Consider the following 21258-nt stretch of genomic DNA (forward strand, 5'->3'; position numbering starts at 1 on the left):
CCTCAGGATAGGGCGGGCGGCGGTGCGGGCAGGAACGGCACGTGCACGCCCACCGTGGTCGGGCCGCCCGGGGGCGAATCGACGGTGAACAGCCCGCGCAGCCCGCTCACCCGCCCGGCGACTCCCTCCAGGCCGTGCCCGGGCCGGGGCGAGGCGCCGCCCACTCCGTCGTCGACGACCCAGACGTCGAGCCAGCGCTCACCCGCGCCGCCGACGCCGCGCACGTCCAGGTGCACGCGGATCGACCGCGCCGACGCGTGCTTCGATGCGTTCGCTAGCAGCTCGGCGACGACGAAGTAGACGCTGCGCTCGACCTCGGGCGGCACCTCCGCCACCGGATGCTCGACCAGCACCTCGACCGGCACCGGGCTCATCGCGGCGAGCGAGTGCACCGCAGCGGTAAAGCCCCGGTCCTGCAGGATCGGCGGCGCGACTCCCCGGGAGAGCGCGCGCAGCTCGTCGAGCGCCGAGCGGACGTGCTCGCGCGCCTCGTCGATCAGTGCCGCCGCCGAGTCGGGATCGGAGCGCACCCGGTTGAGAGCGGATCCGAGGTCCATCTGCACCCGGATCAGGCGCTGCTGCGGACCGTCGTGGATGTCGCGCTCGAGCCGGCGCAGCGCACGGTCCTCGGCGGCGACGGCCGCGCCGCGGGAGACGCTGAGCTCCGCGACCTCGCGCTGCAGCGCCTCCGAGCCCCAGGGCCCGAGCAGGAGCCGATCCACGAGGAAGCGGCCGAGCGTGAGGCCGCGGGTGACGAACGGCAGCGTCGAGACGAGCACGACGACCAGAGCGACATCGGCGAGGACCAGGAGGACAGCGGGAGGACCGGGGACGCCGAGCACCGCGCTCGACTGCCCGGAGACGAGCCGGACGACCGACGAGGAGTCGCCGCTGATCAGCGCCGTCAGCGAGTCGGAGCCCGCCCAGCTCCAGAGGCCGAGGACGCCGGCGAAGACGAGCGCGAGCAGCGGCGCGACCACGAGCGTGTGCAGCAGCGCGAGCCAGTAGTGCCCGTCCACGACCGGCCCGTAGAGCGCGAAGGTGGCGGGGGCGACGGAGCCGGACGGCCGGCGCCACTGCGGCTCGTCGATCCGCGGACGGCCGGCGAGCACGTCGAGCGCGCGAGACGCGCGGCCGAAGCCGCGGGCGGTGTGCAGCGCCAGCGGGAGGAAGACCGCGCCGATCAGCACGCCGATCAGGCCGAGCCCCAGGGCGAGGGCGAGGCCGGTCGCGAGCGCTCCGATCAGCGCCAGCGGCACGGCGAGCAGGAGCGAAAGCGCCTCGCGCGGCAGATCGCGCCAGAGCCGGAGGTAGGCGGCGGAGGCTTCTCCGAGGGCGGTCGGCGCTGCGGGCACGCGCGTCTCCTCCCCCGGCCCGCGCGAGCGGCGGGCATCCTCTCGAGGGTACCGGCGGCCCGTGCGCGCGAGGCGGGGGCTGACCCCCGGAACGGCTGCCCGGGACGACTGCCCGAACCGGCCCCGGCGGCCGTCGGGACGCTCCGCCAGCACAGGCCAGGCTCGCCTTCGCCCGCCTTAGCCGAGCCTGCACTTCCTTGCGAACACTGGGCTGCGGCGTAGTGTTGACGATCAGTCACCCCCTCTCGAAAGGAACAGACGATGTCCACTGCATCCGTCACGTCGCTCACCTCGTCGAACCCGGATGTCGCATCCGGAGTCGCTCAGTTCCTCAGCCCGGTCGTCGTCGAGATGACCGCCCTGGCCGTCAACAGCAAGCAGGCGCACTGGCACGTGCGCGGCGCCAACTTCATCGGCGTGCACGAGCTGCTCGACGTCGTCGTCGGCCACGCCATCGAGTGGGCCGACCTGGCCGCCGAGCGCGTCGTCGCCCTCGGCCTCCCCGTCGACGCCCGCATCCAGACCGTCGCCTCGGCGACGCAGACCGCCCCGCTCACCCCGGGCTTCCAGCGCTCCGAGAACGCCATCGTCGAGGTCATCGGCCTGATGGACGTCGCGATCACCACGGTCAACACCGCGATCGCCGAGCTCGCCGACATCGACGCGAGCAGCCAGGACGTCGCGATCGAGATCGGCCGCGGTCTCGAGAAGGACCGCTGGTTCCTCTTCGCCCACGTCAGCGAGAGCTGAGCAGGCGCCGACCGCGCTGCGACGGCCCGTCTGATCCTCGGATCCGGCGGGCCGTTCGTCGTCCCGGCACTCGCGGCCGGTCAGCCGTGGTGCGTCAGCCGACCGGCGATCACGGTCGCCGCGACCGGCATGGTGAGCAGCTGCTCCCCGTCGGAGGCGAGCGGGTCGCGCTCGACGGCGACCAGATCCGCGACGTCGCCCGCCTCGGGACGGAGGCGGCGGGTCCGGGTCGACGCTACGAGCGCCTCCGCGATCGTGACCCGCTGCTCCGGGTGCCACGGCTCATCACCGTCGCGGGCCCGCGCGACGGCGGCCGCGATCGCGACCCACGGGTCCAGCGGCGCGACCGGGGCGTCGGAGCCGAGCACGACCGTCGCGCCGGAGTCGATCAGCGAGCGCAGCGCGAAGGCCCGGCCGGTGCGTCCGGCCCAGTAGCGGTCGGCGACCTCCCGGTCGTCCAGCGCGTGCGCCGGCTGAACTCCCGCGACGACGCCGAGCCCGGCGAAGCGGGGCAGGTCGGCGTCCGAGAGCAGCTGCGCGTGCTCGATCCGGCCGCCGCCGACCTTGTCCAGCGCGTCGAGCGCGACCGTCGCGGCCGCGTCGCCGATCGCGTGCACCGTCGGGCGGATGCCCGCCGCGGCCGCCCGGGCGAGCAGCTCGTCGAGCTCGACGGGGTCCACGGTGAGGATGCCGCGGCCCTCGTGCCCGGCGTACGGATGAACGCAGTAGGCGGTCCGGGTGTTCAGCGAGCCGTCGATCAGCACCTTGAGCGGGCCCATCCGGAGCAGCCCCTCGCCGCCGGCGATCTCGTCCCCGGTGCGCAGCCCCTCCACGATCGCGCGGTCGAGGTGATCGCGGTACACGCCGATGTCGACGCGCAGCGCGCGGGTGCCGCGGGCGATCCGCCGCGTCCAGTCCCCCGCGTTCCAGCGCATCTCGAGATCCACGACCCCGACGACGCCGCGGGCGGCCGCACGGCGCGCCGCCTCGTCGGCCAGATCGTCGAGCTCCTCGTCGCTCAGCGCACCGAGAGCGGTGACGAGGCGGAAGCAGGGCTCCTCGCGGAGGATGTCGTCCTGTGGCGCGAAGCCGTAGCGGCGCAGCGCGGCGGAGTTGACCCAGGCGCAGTGCAGGTCGCCGCTGACCAGCACCACCGGTCGCTCCGGCGCCACCGCGTCGAGCAGGGCCGTCGTCGGCAGATCGGGCCAGAGTCCGTCGCGGAAGCCGAAGCCGACGAGGGTCGCCGGCGAGTCGGGTGCGAGGGCGAGCCGCGCACGGACCGCCTCCACCGTCTCCGCCGCCGACCGCGCCGTGGAGACATCGAGGCGCGGTGCGGTCATCGACCACTGCGAGAAGTGCACGTGCTCGTCCCAGAGACCCGGCAGCAGCCAGCGGCCGTCGAGGTCGAGCACCTCGGTGTCCCCCGCCCCGGCGGCGTCGAGAGCGCCGTCCGGAGCGATCGCCTCGACCCGCCCCTCGCGGAGCAGCACGGACACGGGTGCGTCCTGGCCGAGGAGCCGCGTGGTGCGCAGGAGCAGGCTCGGAGTCACGGGATCCTCTCGATCGTCGGTCACGGAGAGCAGATCAGGCGGTCACGACTGGCACACCGGGCACCAGTAGAGCTTGCGGGCGCCGATCTCCTCGAGCAGGACGTTCGTGCCGCAGACCCGGCAGGGCAGTCCCTCGCGCTTGTAGACGTAGTTGCGCTCGGCGCGGCTGCGCACGGCCGCGGAGCGCTGCGTCTTCGTCAGCCCCCGGCGGGTGATCATCATCCCGGTCCGGATGCCGTCCTCGAGCAGGAGCGCCCAGTCGGCCCAGAGCTCGCGGGCGAGCTCGAGGGGCACCAGCTTCCCGGGCGTGTGCGGGTCGAGGCCGGCGCGGTAGAGCAGCTCGGCGCGGTAGATGTTGCCGATCCCGCTGACGACCGACTGGTCCATCAGCACCAGGCCCACCGGTGTGGCCGTCTTGCGCAGCCGGTTCACGAAGCGGTCGCGCGCCTCGTCGGAGTCGTCCGCCGCAGGATCCGGTCCGAGCCGGGCGAGCAGCGCCTCCACCTGGGAGGGGTCCATCACCTCGCAGGCGGTCGGGCCGCGCAGGTCGGCGACGGTCTCCTCCGTCTGGATGCGCACGCGCACGGCACCGATCGGCGGCGGCGGGAACTCCTCGAGATCGCTGTCGGTCTCGTGCTCGGTCTCGGAGAGCCGGACGGCCCGTCGCCGACGCGGGGCGCCGATGCTGCTGCCCGCCTTGCCGTCGTCGAAGAGCGGCGAGACGCGGCCGAGGAAGTCCCAGGCCCCGTACAGACCGAGGTGGACGTGCAGCGTCGCGTCGCCCTCGAAGCGCAGCAGCAGGTGCTTGCCGACCGCGGTCGACTCGAGCACGGTCCGGCCGTCCAGCAGCGCGGCGCCCTCGGCGAAGCGGCCCTGCGGGCTGCTGGTCGCGACGGCGTGACCGACGATGTCGCGCTCGAACTGCAGCGCGATGCGGTGGACGGAGTGGCCCTCGGGCACCTAGCGGCCGCTCGCGGCGGAGTCGACCGTGCGGCCGGCGATGTCGCCCGTGGCCTCGTACTCGGCGAGCTGCGCGATGCGGCGCACGTGGCGCTCCTCGAAGGAGAACGGCTCGGCGACGAAGGCGTCGATGAAGTCCGTCGCCTCCTCGACCGAGTGCTGGCGCGCGCCGATCGAGATCACGTTCGCGTCGTTGTGCTGGCGGGCGAGCACCGCGGTGCTGAGGCTCCAGACCAGGGCGGCACGGACGCCGGCGACCTTGTTCGCCGCGATCTGCTCGCCGTTGCCCGAGCCGCCGAAGACGACGCCGAGCGCCTCGACGCCGGCCTCCTGGTCGCGCACGACCGCGGCGGCCGCGTTGATGCAGAACGAGGGGTAGTCGTCGAGCGGGTCGTACGAGGTGGGGCCGTGGTCGACCACGTCGTGGCCGGCGGCACCGAGGTGCTCGATCAGGTGCCGGCTGAAGTCCAGCCCGGCGTGGTCCGTTGCGATGTGGATGCGCACGCGCTCGTCCTCCGGAAAGCCGTTCGTGGCCCGTGGATCCGGGGCCGGGAGTCAGGGTACCGCTCGCGCGGGGGCCCGGTCCTCAGAAGAGGACCGGGCCCCCGCGCGGACCGCGGTTCAGTCGAAGATCGGGTCGCGGGTGCGCGAGCGCTTGAGCTCGAAGAAGCCGTCGTAGGACGCGACGGCGACGAGGCCGTCCCAGAGCGAGAGCGCCTGCTCGCCGCGCGGGATCGGCGAGATGACGGGTCCGAAGAAGGCGATGTCGCCGATCGCGATGACGGGCGTGCCGACGTCCTGGCCGACCCGGCCGATGCCGTCGAAGTGCGAGGCGCGCATCGGCTCGTCGTACTGGTCGGTGTCGGCGTAGGCGGCGAGCTCGGCATCGAGGCCGACCTCGGCGAGCGACTCGGCGATGACCGCGTCGACGTCCGTGCGGCCGCCGTTGTGGATCCGCGTGCCGAGCGCGTCGTAGAGCGGCTTGACCTTGTCCTGCCCCTCGCGCTCGCCGACGGCGGCGACGAGGCGCGTGTAGCGCAGGGCGCGCGGGAAGAACGCGCGGTAGTCGTCGCTCACGTCCTGGTCCTCGTTGAGCACGGCGAGGCTCATGATGTGCCAGGTGACGTCGAGGTCGCGGCCGGGCGTCACCTCGTCCACGAAGCGGGAGGTCATCCAGGCCCACGGGCAGGAGGGATCGAACCAGAAGTCAACGGCGGTCATGAGGCCACGCTACGCCTCTCGGCGCCTCCCGGGTGCGCAGGCCCGGCACGGCCCTAGGGTGGTTCGGTGGCGCCCGCACCCCGGCGCCGAAGCGGCAGCGCCGAGACGAACGGATGGAGCACCCTGTGCCTGGAGACAACCTCACCCGGAGCGAAGCGCAGGAGCGCGCCTCCCTGATCCAGGTCGACGTCTACGACGTGGCCCTCGACCTCACGCGGGGGGCCGAGACCTTCCGCAGCACCACGACCGTGCGCTTCAAGGCGACGGAGGGGGCCTCCTCCTTCATCGACGCGATCACGAAGACCGTGCACACGGTGACGCTGAACGGCGTGGAGCTCGACCCGGCCGACGTAGCCGACGGCGTGCGGATCCGCCTCGACTCGCTCGCGGCCGAGAACGTGCTGCGCGTCGACGCCGACGCGCTCTACACGAACACCGGCGAGGGCCTGCACCGCTTCGTCGACCCGGTCGACGGCGAGGTCTACCTCTACTCGCAGTTCGAGGTCCCGGACTCGCGCCGCGTCTTCGCGGTGTTCGAGCAGCCCGACCTCAAGGCCGCCTTCTCCTTCACTGTGACCGCGCCCGCCGCCTGGCAGGTCGTCTCCAACCAGCCGACCCCCGAGCCGGTCCCCGCCGGCGACGGCGTCGCGACCTGGAGCTTCGAGCCCACCCCGCGGATCTCCTCGTACATCACCGCGCTCATCGCCGGCCCCTACGTCGTCGAGACCGACTCGCTGGTCTCCTCCGACGGCCGCACCGTGCCGCTGGGCGTGTTCGCCCGCGCCTCACTCGCGCCGTTCCTCGACGCGGACTACGTCTTCGAGAAGACCAAGCAGGGCTTCGCCTTCTACGAGGAGAAGTTCGGGGTGCCGTACCCGTTCGCGAAGTACGACCAGCTCTTCGTCCCCGAGTTCAACGCGGGTGCGATGGAGAACGCGGGCGCCGTCACCTTCACCGAGACCTACGTCTTCCGCTCCAAGGTGACCGACGCGGTCAAGGAGCGCCGGGTCGTCACGATCCTGCACGAGCTCGCGCACATGTGGTTCGGCGACCTGGTGACGATGAAGTGGTGGAACGACCTCTGGCTGAACGAGTCGTTCGCCGAGTACGCCTCGACCCTCGCCACCGCCGAGGCGACCGAGTGGACCGAGGCCTGGACCACCTTCGCCGCGATGGAGAAGAGCTGGGCCTACCGCCAGGACCAGCTGCCCTCGACGCACCCGATCGTCGCGACGATCAACGACCTCGAGGACGTCCAGGTCAACTTCGACGGCATCACCTACGCCAAGGGCGCCTCGGTGCTCAAGCAGCTGGTGGCCTGGGTCGGCGAGAAGGAGTTCCTGGCCGGCGTGCACGAGTACTTCGTGAAGCACGCGTTCTCCAACACCGAGCTGCGCGACCTGCTGGTCGAGCTCGAGGCGACCAGCGGCCGCGACCTGACCGAGTGGTCGGCGCAGTGGCTCGAGACGGCCGGCGTGAACACGCTCCGCCCCGAGATCGAGGTCGACGACGAGGGCGCCATCGCCTCGTTCGCGATCCTGCAGAGCGCGGTCGCCGACTACCCGACCATCCGCCCGCACCGCCTCGCGATCGGCCTCTACGACTTCGAGGGCGACCGCCTCGTGCGCGTCGACCGGCTCGAGCTCGACGTGGACGGCGAGCGCACCGAGGTGCCCGAGCTGATCGGCCGCACCCGCCCCGCGCTGGTGCTGCTCAACGACGACGACCTCGCCTACGCGAAGATCCGGCTCGACGACGCCTCGCTCGCCGTGGCGATCGAGCACCTCGCGAGCATCTCGAGCCCGCTCGCGCGCTCGCTGGTCTGGGGCTCGGTCTGGGACGCGACGCGCGACGCCGAGTCCGCACCGCGCGACTTCGTCCGCCTCGTGCTCGGCAACATCGCGACCGAGACCGAGTCGACGACGCTGCGCACGGTCCTCGGCCAGCTCGTGAGCACCGCCTCGCAGTACGTCGCGCCGGAGCACCGCGACGAGGTCCTCGCGGAGGTGGGCGACCGGCTGTGGACGCTGGCGCAGGGCGCCGAGGCCGGCAGCGACGCGCAGTTCCAGTTCGTGAAGGTGCTCGCCGCCGTCGCCACGACGCCCGCCCACCTGGACGCGGTGCAGGCGCTGCGCGACGGGACCACGACGCTGCCGGGGCTCGAGATCGACACCGATCTCTCCTGGGAGCTGCTGATCGCTCTCGTGGCCGGCGGACGGGCGGACGCCTCGGACATCGACGCGGCCCTCGCGGCCGACAACACCGCGACGGGAGCGCAGTCCGCGGCGAACGCCCGCGCGGCGATCCCGACGGCGGAGGCCAAGCGCGCGGCCTGGGACTCGGTGACGCTCGACGACTCGGCACCGAACACGATCGTCCGCGCAACGGGTCTCGGCTTCCAGCACACCAGCGACCCCGCCGTCCTCGAGGCGATGGTGCCGGTGTACTTCGATGCCCTCCGCTCGCTGTGGGACGCGAAGAGCTACAAGATCGCGGAGTACCTCGTCGTCGGCTTCTACCCGGCGGCGACGCCGACGCCGGCGATCGTGGACGCCACCCGCGCGTGGCTCGACGCGAACCCGGATGTGCCGGCGCTGCGCCGTCTGGTCATCGAGAACCTGGCCGGCGTCGAGCGCGCCCTGCGCGCGCAGGAGCGCGACGCGGCGCTCTGAGCACGCCGGCCCTGCTGATCGAGTAGCGCGCACAGCGGCGTATCGAGATCCCCGGCCACCAGGAGGGGTGGGTCTCGATACGCCGCTCCGCGGCTACTCGACCAGCATGCGGAGCGCGCACAGCGCACGATGGGAACCGCGCGGGGTCAGCGCTCCGGGACCGAGCGGCGGGCCGGCCCGTCGTACGCCGACAGCGGGCGGATGAGCGCGTTCGAGGCGCGCTGCTCCAGGACGTGCGCGGTCCAGCCGACGACGCGGGCCGCGACGAACAGCGGCGTGAACAGCTCCGTGTCGAAGCCCATCAGGCGGTAGGCCGGACCGGACGGGTAGTCGAGGTTCGGCAGGATCCCCGTGCGCTCGCTCATCTCGGCGGCCAGCGCGTCGTAGAGCTCGAGCATGTCGTCCGCCCCGGTCTGCTCCGCCACCCGGCGGAGCGCCGCCTCCATCGTCGGCACGCGCGAGTCGCCCGACTTGTAGACGCGGTGGCCGAAGCCCATCACCTTGCGCTTCGCCCCGAGCGCCTCCGCCAGCCAGGCCCGCGCGCGCGGCCCCGCCTCCGGCCCGATGCCGATCTCGTCGAAGACGTGCAGGACGGCCTCGTTCGCCCCGCCGTGCAGCGGGCCCTTCAGCGCGCCGACCGCCGCCGTCACGGCGGAGTGCACGTCCGACAGCGTCGACGTGACCACGCGCGCCGTGAAGGTCGAGGCGTTGAAGGAGTGCTCGGCGTACAGCACGAGCGACACCCGGAAGGCGTCGACGACCACCGGATCGGGCAGCTCGCCGAAGGTCATCCAGAGGAAGTTCTCGGAGTAGTCGAGATCGTCGCGCGCGGCGATCGGCTCCTGCCCGTGCCGACGGCGCTGGATCCCCGCGACGACGGCGGGCAGGACGGCCCAGAGCCGCATCGAGCGCTCCAGCACCGCCTCCGGCGCCTCGTCGTCCGGGTCATCCTCGAGCGCGCCGAGCACGCTCACCGCGGTGCGCACGACGTCCATGGGATGCGCCGTCACCGGCAGCAGCTCGACCACCGCGCGCACCTCCGGCGCCGACTCCCGGTGCGCTCGCTCGAAGGCGCGCAGGTGCTCGGTCTCGGCCGGCGTCGGCAGCTCGCCCTTCCACAGCAGCCAGGACACCTCCTCGAAGGAGCAGGACGCCGCCAGCTCCTGCACCGGATAGCCGCGGTACAGCAGCGAGTTCGACTCCGGATCGACCTTCGAGATCGCCGTACTGTCGACGACGACCCCCACGAGTCCCTTGCGGATGTCCTGCTCGGTGGTGCTCATCGCTCGCTCCTTCGCGATCGGATCGGCGACCGGAGCCGCCGGCTGGGTCGTGGCTCAGACGCCGTGGTGGCCGGCGAGGCTGAAGTCGAAGACGCCCTCGTCGAAGCGGCTGTAGGACGAGTAGTCGAGCAGCTCGTAGAGCTCGGCCCGCGTCTGCATCCCGGCGACCTCGGACTGCAGCGAGCCCTCGGCCTTCAGTGCGTCGAGCGCGCGCATCGCCGCGCCCATCGCGATGCGGAGCAGCGACACCGGGTAGATCACGATGTTCACCCCCACGTCGGCGAGCTGCTGCGTCGTGAAGAGCTCGCTCTTGCCGAACTCGGTCATGTTCGCCAGCACCGGGACGTCGATCGCGGCGCGGACGGCCTCGAACTCGCTGAGGTCTCGCATCGCCTCGGGGAAGATCGCGTCGGCGCCCGCGTCGACGAGGCGCTTCGCCCGGTCGATCGCGGCCTGCAGCCCGTCGAGCGCGCGGATGTCGGTGCGGGCCATGATCACGAGACCCGGATCGCGGCGGGCGTCGACCGCAGCGGCGATGCGCCGCACGGAGGTGCTCTCGTCGACGACGGCCTTCCCGTCGAGGTGTCCGCAGCGCTTGGGATTGACCTGGTCCTCGATGTGCAGGGCCGTCACTCCGGCGTCCTCGAGCATCTGCACGGTGCGCGCGACGTTGAGCGGCTCGCCGAAGCCGGTGTCGGCGTCGATCAGGACGGGCAGGTCGGTCATCCGCGCGATCTGCTGGCCGCGGCCCGCGACCTCGCTCAGCGTGGTCAGGCCGATGTCCGGCAGGCCGAGCTCGGCCGACAGCACCGCGCCCGAGACGTAGACGCCGTCGAAGCCCTTCTCCTCGATCAGCCGCGCCGACAGCGGGGTGAACGCCCCCGGCAGCTGCAGCAGCTCGCCGGTCGCGAGCCGCTCGCGGAAGAGGCGGCGCTTCTCGGCGGGAGTCCGGGTGGAGTGGAGCATCGGGCGTCCTTCCCCTGGTGCGGAGTTCGGGTGCGGAGTGCGGAGGCCGGGCCGGCCCCCGTCGAATCTATCCCCCGATGCCGCCTCGCGTCCCTCCGGCGTCACCGGAGCTCGCAGGCGCCCGTCCCTTAGCCTGGACGGGATGCTGCTACTCGAGACCTCCACCCCAGACCCCGTCGCCGCGACCATCTCCTTCTTCGACTCCGAGCTCTTCTGGAAGAGCGTCGCCGTCCTCGCGATCGTGCTCGGCGCCCTGCTGGCCCGCGTCATCGCGCACTTCGTCGTCGGGCGCGTCGTCGATCAGATCGTCTCGGGGGTGAAGAAGCGCCAGCGGGTCGAGGACACCCAGGCGATCGCCGCCTCTCCGCTCGCGGCCGTCCGGGTCGTGCAGCGCACGAGGACGCTGGGCTCGATCCTCAACAACATCAGCTCGATCCTGATCGTCGTCGTCGCCGTGGTGATGATCGTGAACACCATCGACAACACCCTGATCGGCTCGTTCGCGCTGCTGACCGCCGCGCTCGGCGCCGGCCTCGGCTTCGGCGCGCAGAACATCGTCAAGGACGTCCTCAACGGCCTGTTCATGGTCGCGGAGGACCAGCTGGGCGTCGGCGACGTCGTCGACACCGGTCAGGCCACGGGCGTCGTCGAGGCGGTCGGCGTGCGGATCACGCAGATCCGCGACGTGAACGGCACACTCTGGTTCGTCCGCAACGGGGAGATCGTCCGGGTCGGCAACATGTCGCAGGGCTGGTCGCGAGTGATCATCGACCTGGCCGTGCCCTACGAGACCGACCTCGAATCCGTGCAGAGCACGATCCTCAGCACCGCGAACGAGCTCGCCTCGAGCAGCCGCTGGCGGGCGCGGATCATCGACAAGCCCGAGCTCTGGGGCCTCGAGTCGATCGCCGACGACGCGCTGGTCATCCGCGTGGTGCTGAAGACCCGCACCACCGCGAAGGACGACGTGGCGCGCGAGCTCCGCATCCGCCTGAAGCGCGCGCTGGACAGCCTCGACGTCAAGCTGCCCTCGCTCAGCGCGGTGGTGCTCAGCGGCTTCGAGGGCGCGACGAGCGTCGGCGGCGTGAAGGGACCGCGCACGACGCCGACCGCCACGGTCACGACCGAGCACGGCAAGCCGGTGCGCCTGCCGAGGGCGCTGCGACGGCCGAAGGCGGCTGAGCCCGCTCAGCGCCCGCAGGACGGCGGCTCCGTGCCGCCCCAGACGGGACCGCGCTCGTGAGCGGGCTGCAGATCGGCGGCACTCCCCCGATGCGCTCCTTCTGGGAGCACCTCGGTGGACGACCGACCTTCGAGCGCCTCGTCCGCCGCTTCTACGAGGGCGTCCGCGAGGACGAGGTCCTCTGGCCGATGTACCCCGAGCACGACCTCGAGGGCGCGATCCAGCGGCTCACCGGCTTCCTCGAGCAGTACTGGGGCGGCCCCGGCACCTACAGCCAGGAGCGCGGGCACCCGAGGCTGCGGATGCGCCACCAGCCGTTCAAGGTGAACCCCGAGGCCCGCGACCACTGGCTCGCGCACATGCGGGTCGCGGTCGACGAGCTGGAGCTGGCTCCGGCGGACGACGCGATGCTCTGGGACTACCTGGAGCGCGCGGCGCACGCGATGGTCAACACCTTCGAGGAGTAGCGCTCGGCGCTTCCCGCCGGCCTCGGATCAGGCGGGGGTGCGGACGAGCACGTGCCCGCGCCGCGAGGTGAGCCGCCGCCACTGCCCGCTCTCGAGCAGCGCGACGGGGTCGTCGGCGCCGAGGAAGCCGAGGGCGAACAGCGCGAAGGCGGCGCCGGCGGGCACGTCCTCCAGGCCGTCCAGCGGACGGCCCCAGACGGTCGAGCGCACGCGGCCGACGATCTGCTCGCCGGTCTCAGAGCCGACGGCCGCGGCGATCTCGTCGATGCCGTCGCGGGCGACCTTCTCGAGGAACGCCGGATCGACCGGCTCGCGCCGCTGCCAGCCCCCGCGCGGCGGCGAGATGCCGGCCCAGGCGCCCGCGGTGGCGTCGTCGCCGTCGGGCAGCACGACCGGCTTGCCGTCCGCTCCCCCCGGCTCCCACTGCAGGCGGGCGAGCCGGTCGGAGAGGGCGCGGATCGGCACCACCCGATCGAAGGAGGTGGGCTCGTCGAGCGCGAAGACGCGCAGGCCGAGCACGGTGGAGGACCGGTCGAGCAGGCCGCGCGGCTGAAGGATCGCGGTGTACGCCGCCAGGATCCGGTCCTGGGCGAGCAGGCGCACGGCGCCGTCCTCGACGCGCGCGGACCGGCCGAGGAACACGCGCAGATCGGAGAGGCTGGGCGGATCCGCCAGGGAGAAGGACGACATCATCGCGTCGATAAACTTACCCGAGGCCGCTCTCCTGATCGGCAGACACCCCGGAGGTCCCGTGTCCGATCCGCTCTCCTCGTTCCTCACCGCCCTCGATCTCGTCGACACGGGCGCGCGCACCAGCGAGGACATCTCCACCGGTCCCTCGCAGTGGATGCCGGAGGGCCGCGTCTTCGGCGGCCAGGTGCTGGCGCAGTCGCTGATCGCGGCGGGCCGGACCGTCGACGAGCGCAGCGTGCACTCGATGCACGGCTACTTCCTCCGGCCGGGCGACGTCTCGCTGCCGATCACCTTCTCGGTCGACCGGATCCACGACGGCCGCTCGTTCGCCACCCGGCGGACGCAGGCCTACCAGAACGGCGCGCCGATCCTCTCGATGATCGCGTCGTTCCAGACCGAGGACGAGGGCCTGGACCACCAGACGCCGATGCCGGAGGGCGTCCCCGACCCCGAGTCGCTGCCGAGCACCGCCGAGGTGCTGAAGGGCGTCGACCACCCGGTCGGCAGCTTCTGGGCGACCCAGCGGCCGTTCGACGTCCGCCACGTCGAGCAGCCGGTCTACCTGCGCGCGGATCCGAACCGCACCGCGCACCAGTGCGTGTGGATGCGCGCGCTCGGGCCGCTGCCCGACGACGCGCTGCTGCACCGCGCCGCCCTCGCCTACGCGAGCGACTACACGATCCTCGAGTCGACGCTGCGGCGGCACGGCGCGGCCTGGATCACCCCGGGGCTGCGGATCGCGAGTCTCGACCACGCGATGTGGTGGCACCGCCCCGCCCGCGTCGACGAGTGGCTGCTCTACGTGCAGGAGGCGCCGAGCGCCTCGGGCGGTCGCGGTCTCTCGCTCGGCCGCATCTACTCTCGGGACGGCCGCCTGGTGGCGAGCGTCGCCCAGGAGGGCATGGTCCGCGTCCCGCTCGGCTGAGCGGCCCGGCTCGCGCCGCTGCCGCCCGCCCGACGGGCCGCCGTCAGCTCCGCTTGGAGAAGGCGACCGGCTCCTCGACGTACGGCGCCCAGACCTCGCGGAGCTCCTCCGGGATGCGCTCGGGGCGGCCCGTCGCGGCCGTCACCATGACCAGCGTGGTGGCGGCCTTGGTGTAGAGCACGCGCGGCTCGACGCCGACCGGGGAGTACAGCTCGTAGCAGACCTCGAGGCTCGCGCCGCCGATCCGCCCGATCCACAGCTCGATGTCGAGCGGGGCGCGCATGTACGGGATCGGCGCGAGGTACTCGATCTCCTGGCGCCCGATCAGGCTGATCGTGCGCGCGCCCGGCCGGGCGTCGAGCACCGCCGTCGCCCTCCCGCCCGGCTCCGGGGAGTCGGGGCGCCAGAACGCCTGGATGCGCGCCTCCTCGAGCAGGCGCAGCATCTCGGCGTTGTTGACGTGCGCGTAGGCGTCGAAGTCCGACCAGCGCAGCGGGATGGCGACGTGCAGGCGCATCAGTCGCGGGTGAGCTTGCGGTACGCGGAGCGGTGCGGCTTCGCCGCGTCCGGGCCGAGGCGCTCGATCTTGTTCTGCTCGTAGGACTCGAAGTTGCCCTCGAACCAGTACCAGTTCGCCGGGTCGTCCTCCGTGCCCTCGTAGGAGAGGATGTGCGTCGCGATCCGGTCGAGGAACCAGCGATCGTGAGTGATCACCACGGCGCAGCCGGGGAACTCGAGCAGCGCGTTCTCGAGGCTGCCGAGCGTCTCGATGTCCAGGTCGTTGGTGGGCTCGTCGAGCAGGAGCAGGTTGCCGCCCTGCTTGAGCGTCAGCGCCAGGTTGAGGCGGTTGCGCTCGCCACCGGAGAGGATGCCGGCGCGCTTCTGCTGGTCCGGGCCCTTGAAGCCGAACTGCGAGACGTAGGCCCGCGAGGGGATCTCGGTCTTGCCGACCTGGATGTAGTCGTGCCCGTCGGAGACGACCTCCCACAGGTTCTTGTTCGGGTCGATGCCGCCGCGGGTCTGGTCGACGTAGGAGATGTCGACCGTCTCGCCGATCCGCAGGTCGCCCGAGTCGAGCGGCTCGAAGCCGACGATGGTCTTGAACAGCGTGGTCTTGCCGACGCCGTTCGGGCCGATGACGCCGACGATGCCGTTGCGCGGCAGTGTGAAGCTGAGGTCGTCGATCAGGACGCGGTCGCCGAAGGACTTGTGCAGCTTCTTCGCGTCGATGACCTGCGAGCCCAGGCGCGGGCCGACCGGGATGACGATCTCCTCGAAGTCGAGGACGCGCGTCTTCTCGGCCTCCGCCGCCATCTCCTCGTAGCGCGCGAGGCGCGACTTCGACTTGGTCTGGCGGCCCTTGGCGTTGCTGCGGACCCACTCGAGCTCGGTGGTCAGGCGCTTGGCGAGCTTGGCGTCCTTCTTGCCCTGCACCTCGAGGCGCGCGCTCTTCTTCTCGAGGTAGGTCGAGTAGTTGCCCTCGTACGGGTAGAGGTGGCCGCGGTCGACCTCGGCGATCCACTCCGCGACGTTGTCGAGGAAGTACCGGTCGTGGGTGACGGCGAGGACGGCTCCGGGGTACTTGGAGAGGAACTGCTCGAGCCAGAGCACGCTCTCGGCGTCGAGGTGGTTGGTGGGCTCGTCCAGCAGCAGAAGGTCGGGCTTCTGCAGCAGGAGCTTGGTCAGCGCCACGCGGCGCTTCTCGCCGCCGGAGAGGCTGGTGACGGGTGAGTCTCCCGGCGGGGTGCGCAGCGCGTCCATCGCCTGCTCGAGCTGCGAGTCGAGGTCCCAGGCGTCGGCGGCGTCGATGGCCTCCTGCAGGGTGCCCATCTCGGCGAGGAGCGTGTCGAAGTCGGCGTCCGGGTCGGCCATCGCCAGCGAGATCTCGTTGAAGCGGTCGATCTTGCCCTTGATCTCGCCGACGCCCTCCTGGACGTTCTCGAGCACCGTCTTGGTCTCGTCGAGCTCCGGCTCCTGCATCAGGATGCCGACGGTGTAGCCCGGGCTCAGCCGCGCCTCGCCGTTGCTGGGGGTGTCGAGCCCCGCCATGATCTTCAGGATCGTCGACTTGCCGGCGCCGTTCGGGCCGACCACGCCGATCTTCGCCCCGGGCAGGAACGACATGGTGACGTCGTCCAGGATCAGCTTGTCGCCGACCGCCTTGCGGGCGCGCACCATCGAGTAAATGTATTCAGCCACTTCAGTCCCTCAACCGCTCGTACGTTCTCGGAGCCCCGCTCTCCGCCGCGGGCGTCCCGTTCGTCGGGTGCCCCTCGGCCGGAATGTCGCCGGTGATCGACCACCGCACGCGGGAGCGCAAGCGGGAAGGTCGGAGGCCGGGCCGGTACCGAGGATACCGGCTGGAGGCTCGTGGCGTTCGGCTCCGTGCTCCGACTTCTGCCGTCGGCTCAGCCGTCGAGCGGGACGGTGCTGCCGATGAGGCAGGCGCCGGTCGCGATCGGCGCGGCGACGATCGCGCGAACGCCGTCCACCTTCGGCCCGTACTGCCCGATCAGGCAGGCGTCGCTCGCCTTCACCGAGACCTGGACGGAGTCGGCCTCGAGGCCGACCGACGTCTCGTCGGCGGTCAGCTGCATCGACTCCTTCGCGAAGCCGGCGGCCACGAGAGCGTCGACGACGCTCCGGCCGAGCGTCTCCGGGTCGGAGCCCGCGGCGGCGGTGACGATCTGCCGGAAGAAGGGGAAGTTTTCCTCCGCGGTGCCGCCGGGCACGAGCGCGACGGGAGCGGCCGATTCGGGTGCGGACGGGGCGGCGGAGGCCGACGGGCTCTCGGCGGCGGGCGGCGCGGCGGGGGCCGTGCAGCCCGCGATCCCGATGAGCAGCGCGAGCACCGCTCCCGCTCGCAGGCCGGCGCGGACGACGGTCCGTGTGCTCACTCGAATCCCTCCCGCGGCGGCCGGACGCGCGCCGGACGCCGCGTCAGAACGGGGCGTCGACCGATTCTAACGACGCCTCGGACGGCTCCGGCGCGCAGGCGCGCGCTGCGCCCCAGTCGCCGGCGGAGGAGGCGGAGGAGGCGCCCTCGACGGCGGCCGGCGCCTCCGCGCTCCAGCCGCTCGCGCGGGTCGCGACCGCCTCAGGCGCTGCCGCCTCGGCCGTCGCCGACTCGGGCGCTGCCGACTCGGGCGCTGCCGCCTTCGCCCGCCCGACCGTCCGGGTACAGCGCGTGGTGCCCCAGGCCAGGTCGTGGCCGAGGCCCTCCGCGATCACGCTGACGTCGGTGCCCGCCTTGCCGCCGGACTCCCAGGAGCGGACGGAGAGGCGACCGGTCACCAGGACGCGGTCGCCGCGGGCGAGCGACGCCAGGGCGTTGCCGGCCAGCCCGTTGAAGGCGTTCACCGTGTACCAGTTGGTCGCGCCGTCCACCCAGCGCTGGGTGGAGCGGTCGTAGCGCCGCTGGGCGGACGCCAGGCGGAAGGTCGTCATCGCGGTGCCGCTCGTCGTGTCGACGCTGCGCGGCTCGGTGCCGATGACTCCGATGACGGTCAGGGTGTCGGTCATGCTGCTGTCCTCTCCTCGGTCGCCGCCACGGGCGACGCTCCTCTGCTCCCGACGCGACTGCGACGGGGGCGCCGCCCGGGCGGAGGGGGCTGGAACCGCCCGGGCGACGCAGGGACAGTGTCGCGACGAAGGGCCCGCCTCCGTGGTGGAGGCGGGCCCTTCGGTGGAGACCCGGCGAGATCGTCGCCTGGGGAGGAGCGCTAGGACGCGAGAATGTACTTCGAGTAGGACTTGCGGATCTTGTTCACCTTCGGCAGCGCCACGGCGAGGCAGTAGCCCTGACCGGGGTTCTTGGCGAAGAAGTCCTGGTGGTAGTCCTCGGCCTCGTGGTAGGCGCCCAGCGGCGCGATCTCGGTGACGATCGGGCCGTCCCACCACTCGGACGCGCGGTCGCGAGCGGTCTCGAACAGCTCCCTCTCCTCGTCGGAGGAGTAGTACATCGCCGAGCGGTACTGGGTGCCGACGTCGTTGCCCTGGCGGTTGAGCTGCCGCGGGTCGTGCAGCGTGAAGAACACGTCGAGGATCACCTGCTCCGGGATCACCCCGGGGTCGAAGGTGACGGCGACGGCCTCCGCGTGCCCGGTGCGGCCCGTGCAGACGGACTCGTAATCGGGGTTCGGGGTGGTTCCGCCGGTGTAGCCGGAGACGACGTCGGTCACGCCGTCGAGGACGCGGTAGACGGCGTCCAGACACCAGAAGCATCCTCCGGCGAGTACGAATGTGCGCATTGCGTGTGACTCACTTCCTGTCGCATCGACGCGGCCGGGGTGCCGGGCGCGTCCTCCGATCCAACACGCTCCGCCGCGTCCGCATTCCGCAGCGCTCACCCCCTGGAATAGAGTCGCCGGGTGAGCTACGACGCCGCCCCCGCCCGCTACGACGCCATGGACTACCGACGCGCAGGACGGAGCGGGCTGATGCTGCCCGCCCTCTCGCTCGGCCTCTGGCACAACTTCGGATCCGACCGCCCCCTCGACACCCAGCGCGCGATCCTGCGCCGCGCGTTCGATCTGGGGATCACCCACTTCGACCTCGCGAACAACTACGGACCGCCCTACGGCGCCGCGGAGACCGCGTTCGGCCGCCTGTTCGCCGAGGACTTCCGCCCCTACCGCGACGAGATGGTCATCTCCTCCAAGGCCGGCTACGACATGTGGCCCGGCCCCTACGGCGACGGCGGCTCGCGCAAGTACCTGCTCTCCTCGCTGGATCAGAGCCTGACCCGGCTCGGGCTCGACTACGTCGACGTCTTCTACTCGCACCGCCCCGACGCCGAGACGCCGATCGAGGAGACGATGGGCGCGCTGGTCGCGGCCGTCGAGCAGGGCAAGGCGCTGTACGTCGGCATCTCGAACTACAGCCCCGAGCAGACCCGCGCCGCCGAGGCCGCCCTCGCCGGCAGCGGCGTGCACCTGCTGCTGCACCAGCCGCGCTACTCCCTCTTCGACCGCCACATCGAGGACGGCCTCTTCCCGGTCCTCGACGAGATCGGCACGGGCTGCATCGTCTTCTCGCCGCTCGCGCAGGGGCTGCTGACCGACCGCTACCTCGACGGCACGGTGCCCGCGGGCTCCCGCGCCGCGACGTCGCGCTTCCTCTCCTCCGACCGGATCGACGAGAAGTACCTCGAGCGAGTGCGCGGCCTGAACGCGATCGCCCAGGGCCGCGGCCAGACCCTCGCGCAGCTCGCCCTGAGCTGGGTGCTGCGCGTGCCGACGGTCACGAGCGCGATCATCGGCGCCTCGAGCGTCGCCCAGCTGGAGCAGAACGTCGCGGCCCTCGAGGCCGGACCCCTGACGGAGTCGGAGACCGCCGCGATCGAGGAGTTCGCGGTGCACGGGACGTCGTTGAACTGACGTTCCGAACCGACCGCCGCGGGCCGGCGGCGATGTCGGTGGTCGCTCGTAGTCTGCGAGAGCACTCGGCCGGTGGGTGCTCCCGCACACGACGACCAGCAGGAGGAAGCAGTGTCCCTCACCACCCTTCACGCCACCCGCGTCCCGCCCACCCTCACCCGCGTGAACGCGCGCCTCTGGCGCGTGAGCACCGGCGCGGGCTCGATCGTGGGCCACGTCGAGCTCGTCGAGGGGCCGCAGGGCGAGAAGTACCGCGCCCGGCTCCTCCGTGCCGGGATGCCGTCCGGACCCGAGATCGGCGAGTTCTGGAGCGTCGAGGACGCGATCGAGGTCTTCCGGGTCGCCTGAGCCCCGGCTCGGCGCGCCGATCCCCCGGGGGTCGGCGCGCCTGACCCGCCTGCCGCCGGGCCCCGGGCTAACGTTCGGCTCATGCAGTGGTGGAACGAATTCGTGACCTGGGTCCAGACGGCCGAAGGGCGCCAGTCGGTGTTCGTCGCCGCGCTCGTCCTCCTCGCCGTGATCGTCGGGGTGATCGTGGCCGCGCTCGTCCTCCGCTCGGCGGTCGCGCGCCTCATCCGGCAGCAGGAGCACGAGCGCAAGAACGCGGTCATCGCGACGCTCATCGATGCCGCGGTCGACGCGTCGGCGTGGAACGTGCTCAGCCAGTCCGAGCGCATCCTCAGCGACCGCGCCGCGGCGCAGGCCGAGACGCACCTCCGCCTCCTGCCGGTCAAGGGCTCGGGAGTGGCGGCCAACTGGGCCGCGCACGAGCTCGCCGACCTCAAGCACACCTCGTCGACGGGCGGCTACCAGACGCAGGCGAGTGTCGGCGAGTTCCGCGACCGCCTCGTGCTCTGGCGAGACAAGCCGAACCGCGCCCGCAAGGCCTTCCTCGCCGACCTCGAGCGCTGGCGCTTCTCGGAGACCTCGCGTCCCGAGACGCCGAAGACCGGCGCCTCGACGGAGACGTCGAGCGACCGCGCCCCGGAGCCGGCGCACTCCACTCCCGCCGCCGCGGCCACCCCGGTCGTCATCGGAGCAGCATCGTCGGAGCCGACCGCCGCGTTCGAGCGTCCGTCGACGCCGACCATCGTCCTGCCGCCCGCCGCGGAGGGCCCCCACACCGACGAAACGCGCCGACTTCTCGCCGACGTCGACCGCCTCGACGTCCCCTCGCGGGAGCGCACCGTCGAGGAGCTCCCGCCCGTCGAGCAGCCCGCGGCGAGCACCCCGGCGACCCCCGCGGACGAGTCGGACGACACTCCGGCGGACCGGGATCAGAGCACCGCGACCGCCCGCCCGGCCGAGTAGCCGACCTCCGGGACGAAGAGAAGGCCCCGATCGCGTATGCGATCGGGGCCTTCTCCGTGGTGCAGTTCGTACGCCTCAGACGTGCGCATCTCGAGCACGAGCGACTCGACCGACCAGCACAGCGAGGGGCGCCGCGATGATCGTCCACGCGACGGCGATTCCGCCGAGGATGGCGAGGAGCAACATGGTCGTACCTCCGTTTCTTACGTCGTTGTAATTCCGGTGCTCGCCCAGCCTAGGGGCGGGTGGAGGGCCGGAACCGCTGATGCGACGAAACACGCCGGTGTTGCTCAGATTTCTGCACTGTGCTAGCGGCACCCGGACCGCGAGCCCGCGTCCGGGGGACGTCCTGGCCCGCGTCCGGGGCACGTCCGCGAGCCGGTGACGGGCGACGGAGAACGAGGCCCCGGGGAAGAGCCGGCACGGGGCCCGCGGACGCGGACGTGCCCCCGGCAGGACTCGAACCTGCGACCGTCAGATTAGAAGGCTGCTGCTCTATCCGCTGAGCTACGGGGGCGTCTCGCCAGGGTACTACGGGGCTTCC

21 protein-coding genes and 1 tRNA gene are annotated in these 21258 nt (G+C 72.1%); 8 read left to right on the top strand and 14 right to left on the bottom strand.

What is annotated here, in order from left to right; all coding sequences use genetic code 11:
* Positions 1 to 2: 2 nt before the first annotated feature.
* Complete coding sequence (locus HRK28_RS00780; protein WP_173250103.1) at positions 3 to 1355, bottom strand: histidine kinase; 1353 nt, start codon at positions 1353 to 1355, stop codon at positions 3 to 5.
* A 261-nt stretch (positions 1356 to 1616) separates the two neighbouring features.
* Between HRK28_RS00780 and HRK28_RS00785 the strand changes: the two genes are divergently transcribed.
* Entirely contained in the window at positions 1617 to 2105 is a 489-nt protein-coding gene (locus tag HRK28_RS00785) for a Dps family protein (RefSeq protein WP_123445793.1), read from the top strand.
* An 80-nt stretch (positions 2106 to 2185) separates the two neighbouring features.
* Here the strand turns inward: HRK28_RS00785 and HRK28_RS00790 are convergent, their stop codons facing one another.
* The 4 genes from HRK28_RS00790 to HRK28_RS00805 all read right to left on the bottom strand — a co-directional run bounded on the left by HRK28_RS00790 (position 2186) and on the right by HRK28_RS00805 (position 5836).
* Positions 2186 to 3655, bottom strand: a complete 1470-nt coding sequence (locus HRK28_RS00790) for an amidohydrolase family protein (protein WP_173250105.1) — start codon at positions 3653 to 3655, stop codon at positions 2186 to 2188.
* Positions 3656 to 3697: 42 nt separating this feature from the next.
* Positions 3698 to 4615 carry an Fpg/Nei family DNA glycosylase gene (locus tag HRK28_RS00795; RefSeq protein WP_173250107.1) on the bottom strand — a complete coding sequence of 306 codons (918 nt, stop codon included), beginning with the start codon at positions 4613 to 4615 and terminating at the stop codon, positions 3698 to 3700.
* On the bottom strand, positions 4616 to 5119 hold the full coding sequence (locus tag HRK28_RS00800; RefSeq protein ID WP_160089075.1) for a ribose-5-phosphate isomerase: 504 nt from the start codon (positions 5117 to 5119) through the stop codon (positions 4616 to 4618). It lies immediately after the preceding gene.
* Between the two features lie 117 nt (positions 5120 to 5236).
* Positions 5237 to 5836 (bottom strand): DsbA family protein, encoded by a 600-nt coding sequence (locus HRK28_RS00805; RefSeq protein ID WP_160089073.1) that lies wholly within the window; start codon positions 5834 to 5836, stop codon positions 5237 to 5239.
* A 125-nt stretch (positions 5837 to 5961) separates the two neighbouring features.
* On the opposite strand from HRK28_RS00805, the gene pepN reads away from it, so the two are divergent.
* Positions 5962 to 8508, top strand: coding sequence for an aminopeptidase N (pepN, locus tag HRK28_RS00810; protein WP_173250109.1), 2547 nt, complete (start codon positions 5962 to 5964; stop codon positions 8506 to 8508).
* Between the two features lie 146 nt (positions 8509 to 8654).
* Here pepN and HRK28_RS00815 read toward each other — a convergent pair whose 3' ends face one another.
* Both HRK28_RS00815 and prpB read right to left on the bottom strand, forming a co-directional pair.
* Positions 8655 to 9791: a bifunctional 2-methylcitrate synthase/citrate synthase gene (locus tag HRK28_RS00815; RefSeq protein WP_173250111.1), complete on the bottom strand. Its 1137-nt coding sequence runs from the start codon at positions 9789 to 9791 to the stop codon at positions 8655 to 8657.
* Positions 9792 to 9845: 54 nt separating this feature from the next.
* Positions 9846 to 10757 carry a methylisocitrate lyase gene (gene prpB / locus HRK28_RS00820; protein ID WP_173250113.1) on the bottom strand — a complete coding sequence of 304 codons (912 nt, stop codon included), beginning with the start codon at positions 10755 to 10757 and terminating at the stop codon, positions 9846 to 9848.
* A gap of 142 nt (positions 10758 to 10899) precedes the next feature.
* Between prpB and HRK28_RS00825 the strand changes: the two genes are divergently transcribed.
* A complete protein-coding gene (locus HRK28_RS00825; RefSeq protein ID WP_160089065.1) occupies positions 10900 to 12000 on the top strand; it encodes a mechanosensitive ion channel family protein in 1101 nt (366 codons plus the stop codon).
* Between the two features lie 29 nt (positions 12001 to 12029).
* Positions 12030 to 12407, top strand: a complete 378-nt coding sequence (locus HRK28_RS00830) for a globin (protein WP_123446018.1) — start codon at positions 12030 to 12032, stop codon at positions 12405 to 12407.
* 27 nt (positions 12408 to 12434) lie between these two features.
* On the opposite strand, the gene HRK28_RS00835 is transcribed toward HRK28_RS00830, so the two are convergent.
* A complete protein-coding gene (locus HRK28_RS00835; protein ID WP_347877735.1) occupies positions 12435 to 13097 on the bottom strand; it encodes a hypothetical protein in 663 nt (220 codons plus the stop codon).
* A 61-nt stretch (positions 13098 to 13158) separates the two neighbouring features.
* Here HRK28_RS00835 and HRK28_RS00840 point away from each other — a divergent pair, with 61 nt between their 5' ends.
* The gene (locus HRK28_RS00840) at positions 13159 to 14025 is read left to right on the top strand and encodes an acyl-CoA thioesterase II (protein ID WP_173250116.1); all 867 of its coding nucleotides are present in this window, start codon (positions 13159 to 13161) and stop codon (positions 14023 to 14025) included.
* Between the two features lie 43 nt (positions 14026 to 14068).
* Here HRK28_RS00840 and HRK28_RS00845 read toward each other — a convergent pair whose 3' ends face one another.
* From HRK28_RS00845 to msrA, 5 genes are all read right to left on the bottom strand, one after another.
* The gene (locus tag HRK28_RS00845; protein WP_173250118.1) at positions 14069 to 14542 is read right to left on the bottom strand and encodes a thioesterase family protein; all 474 of its coding nucleotides are present in this window, start codon (positions 14540 to 14542) and stop codon (positions 14069 to 14071) included.
* Entirely contained in the window at positions 14542 to 16224 is a 1683-nt protein-coding gene (ettA, locus tag HRK28_RS00850) for an energy-dependent translational throttle protein EttA (RefSeq protein WP_160089059.1), read from the bottom strand. Before ettA ends, HRK28_RS00845 begins: the two co-directional genes overlap by 1 nt.
* A 209-nt stretch (positions 16225 to 16433) precedes the next feature.
* Complete coding sequence (locus tag HRK28_RS00855; RefSeq protein WP_173250120.1) at positions 16434 to 16922, bottom strand: hypothetical protein; 489 nt, start codon at positions 16920 to 16922, stop codon at positions 16434 to 16436.
* A gap of 43 nt (positions 16923 to 16965) precedes the next feature.
* Positions 16966 to 17547 (bottom strand): single-stranded DNA-binding protein, encoded by a 582-nt coding sequence (locus tag HRK28_RS00860; RefSeq protein ID WP_173250121.1) that lies wholly within the window; start codon positions 17545 to 17547, stop codon positions 16966 to 16968.
* 200 nt (positions 17548 to 17747) lie between these two features.
* Positions 17748 to 18275, bottom strand: a complete 528-nt coding sequence (gene msrA / locus HRK28_RS00865) for a peptide-methionine (S)-S-oxide reductase MsrA (RefSeq protein WP_173250124.1) — start codon at positions 18273 to 18275, stop codon at positions 17748 to 17750.
* A 120-nt stretch (positions 18276 to 18395) separates the two neighbouring features.
* Between msrA and HRK28_RS00870 the strand changes: the two genes are divergently transcribed.
* From HRK28_RS00870 to HRK28_RS00880, 3 genes are all read left to right on the top strand, one after another.
* Positions 18396 to 19403: an aldo/keto reductase gene (locus HRK28_RS00870; RefSeq protein WP_173250126.1), complete on the top strand. Its 1008-nt coding sequence runs from the start codon at positions 18396 to 18398 to the stop codon at positions 19401 to 19403.
* Positions 19404 to 19514: 111 nt separating this feature from the next.
* Entirely contained in the window at positions 19515 to 19751 is a 237-nt protein-coding gene (locus HRK28_RS00875) for a hypothetical protein (RefSeq protein ID WP_160089049.1), read from the top strand.
* Positions 19752 to 19853: 102 nt separating this feature from the next.
* Complete coding sequence (locus HRK28_RS00880) at positions 19854 to 20714, top strand: hypothetical protein (RefSeq protein ID WP_173250128.1); 861 nt, start codon at positions 19854 to 19856, stop codon at positions 20712 to 20714.
* Positions 20715 to 21158: 444 nt separating this feature from the next.
* Here HRK28_RS00880 and HRK28_RS00885 read toward each other — a convergent pair.
* A tRNA-Arg gene (locus HRK28_RS00885) sits at positions 21159 to 21231 on the bottom strand.
* Between the last annotated feature and the right edge of the window lie 27 nt (positions 21232 to 21258).

The organism is Rathayibacter sp. VKM Ac-2835 (assembly GCF_013266705.1).
Lineage (GTDB): Bacteria > Actinomycetota > Actinomycetes > Actinomycetales > Microbacteriaceae > Rathayibacter.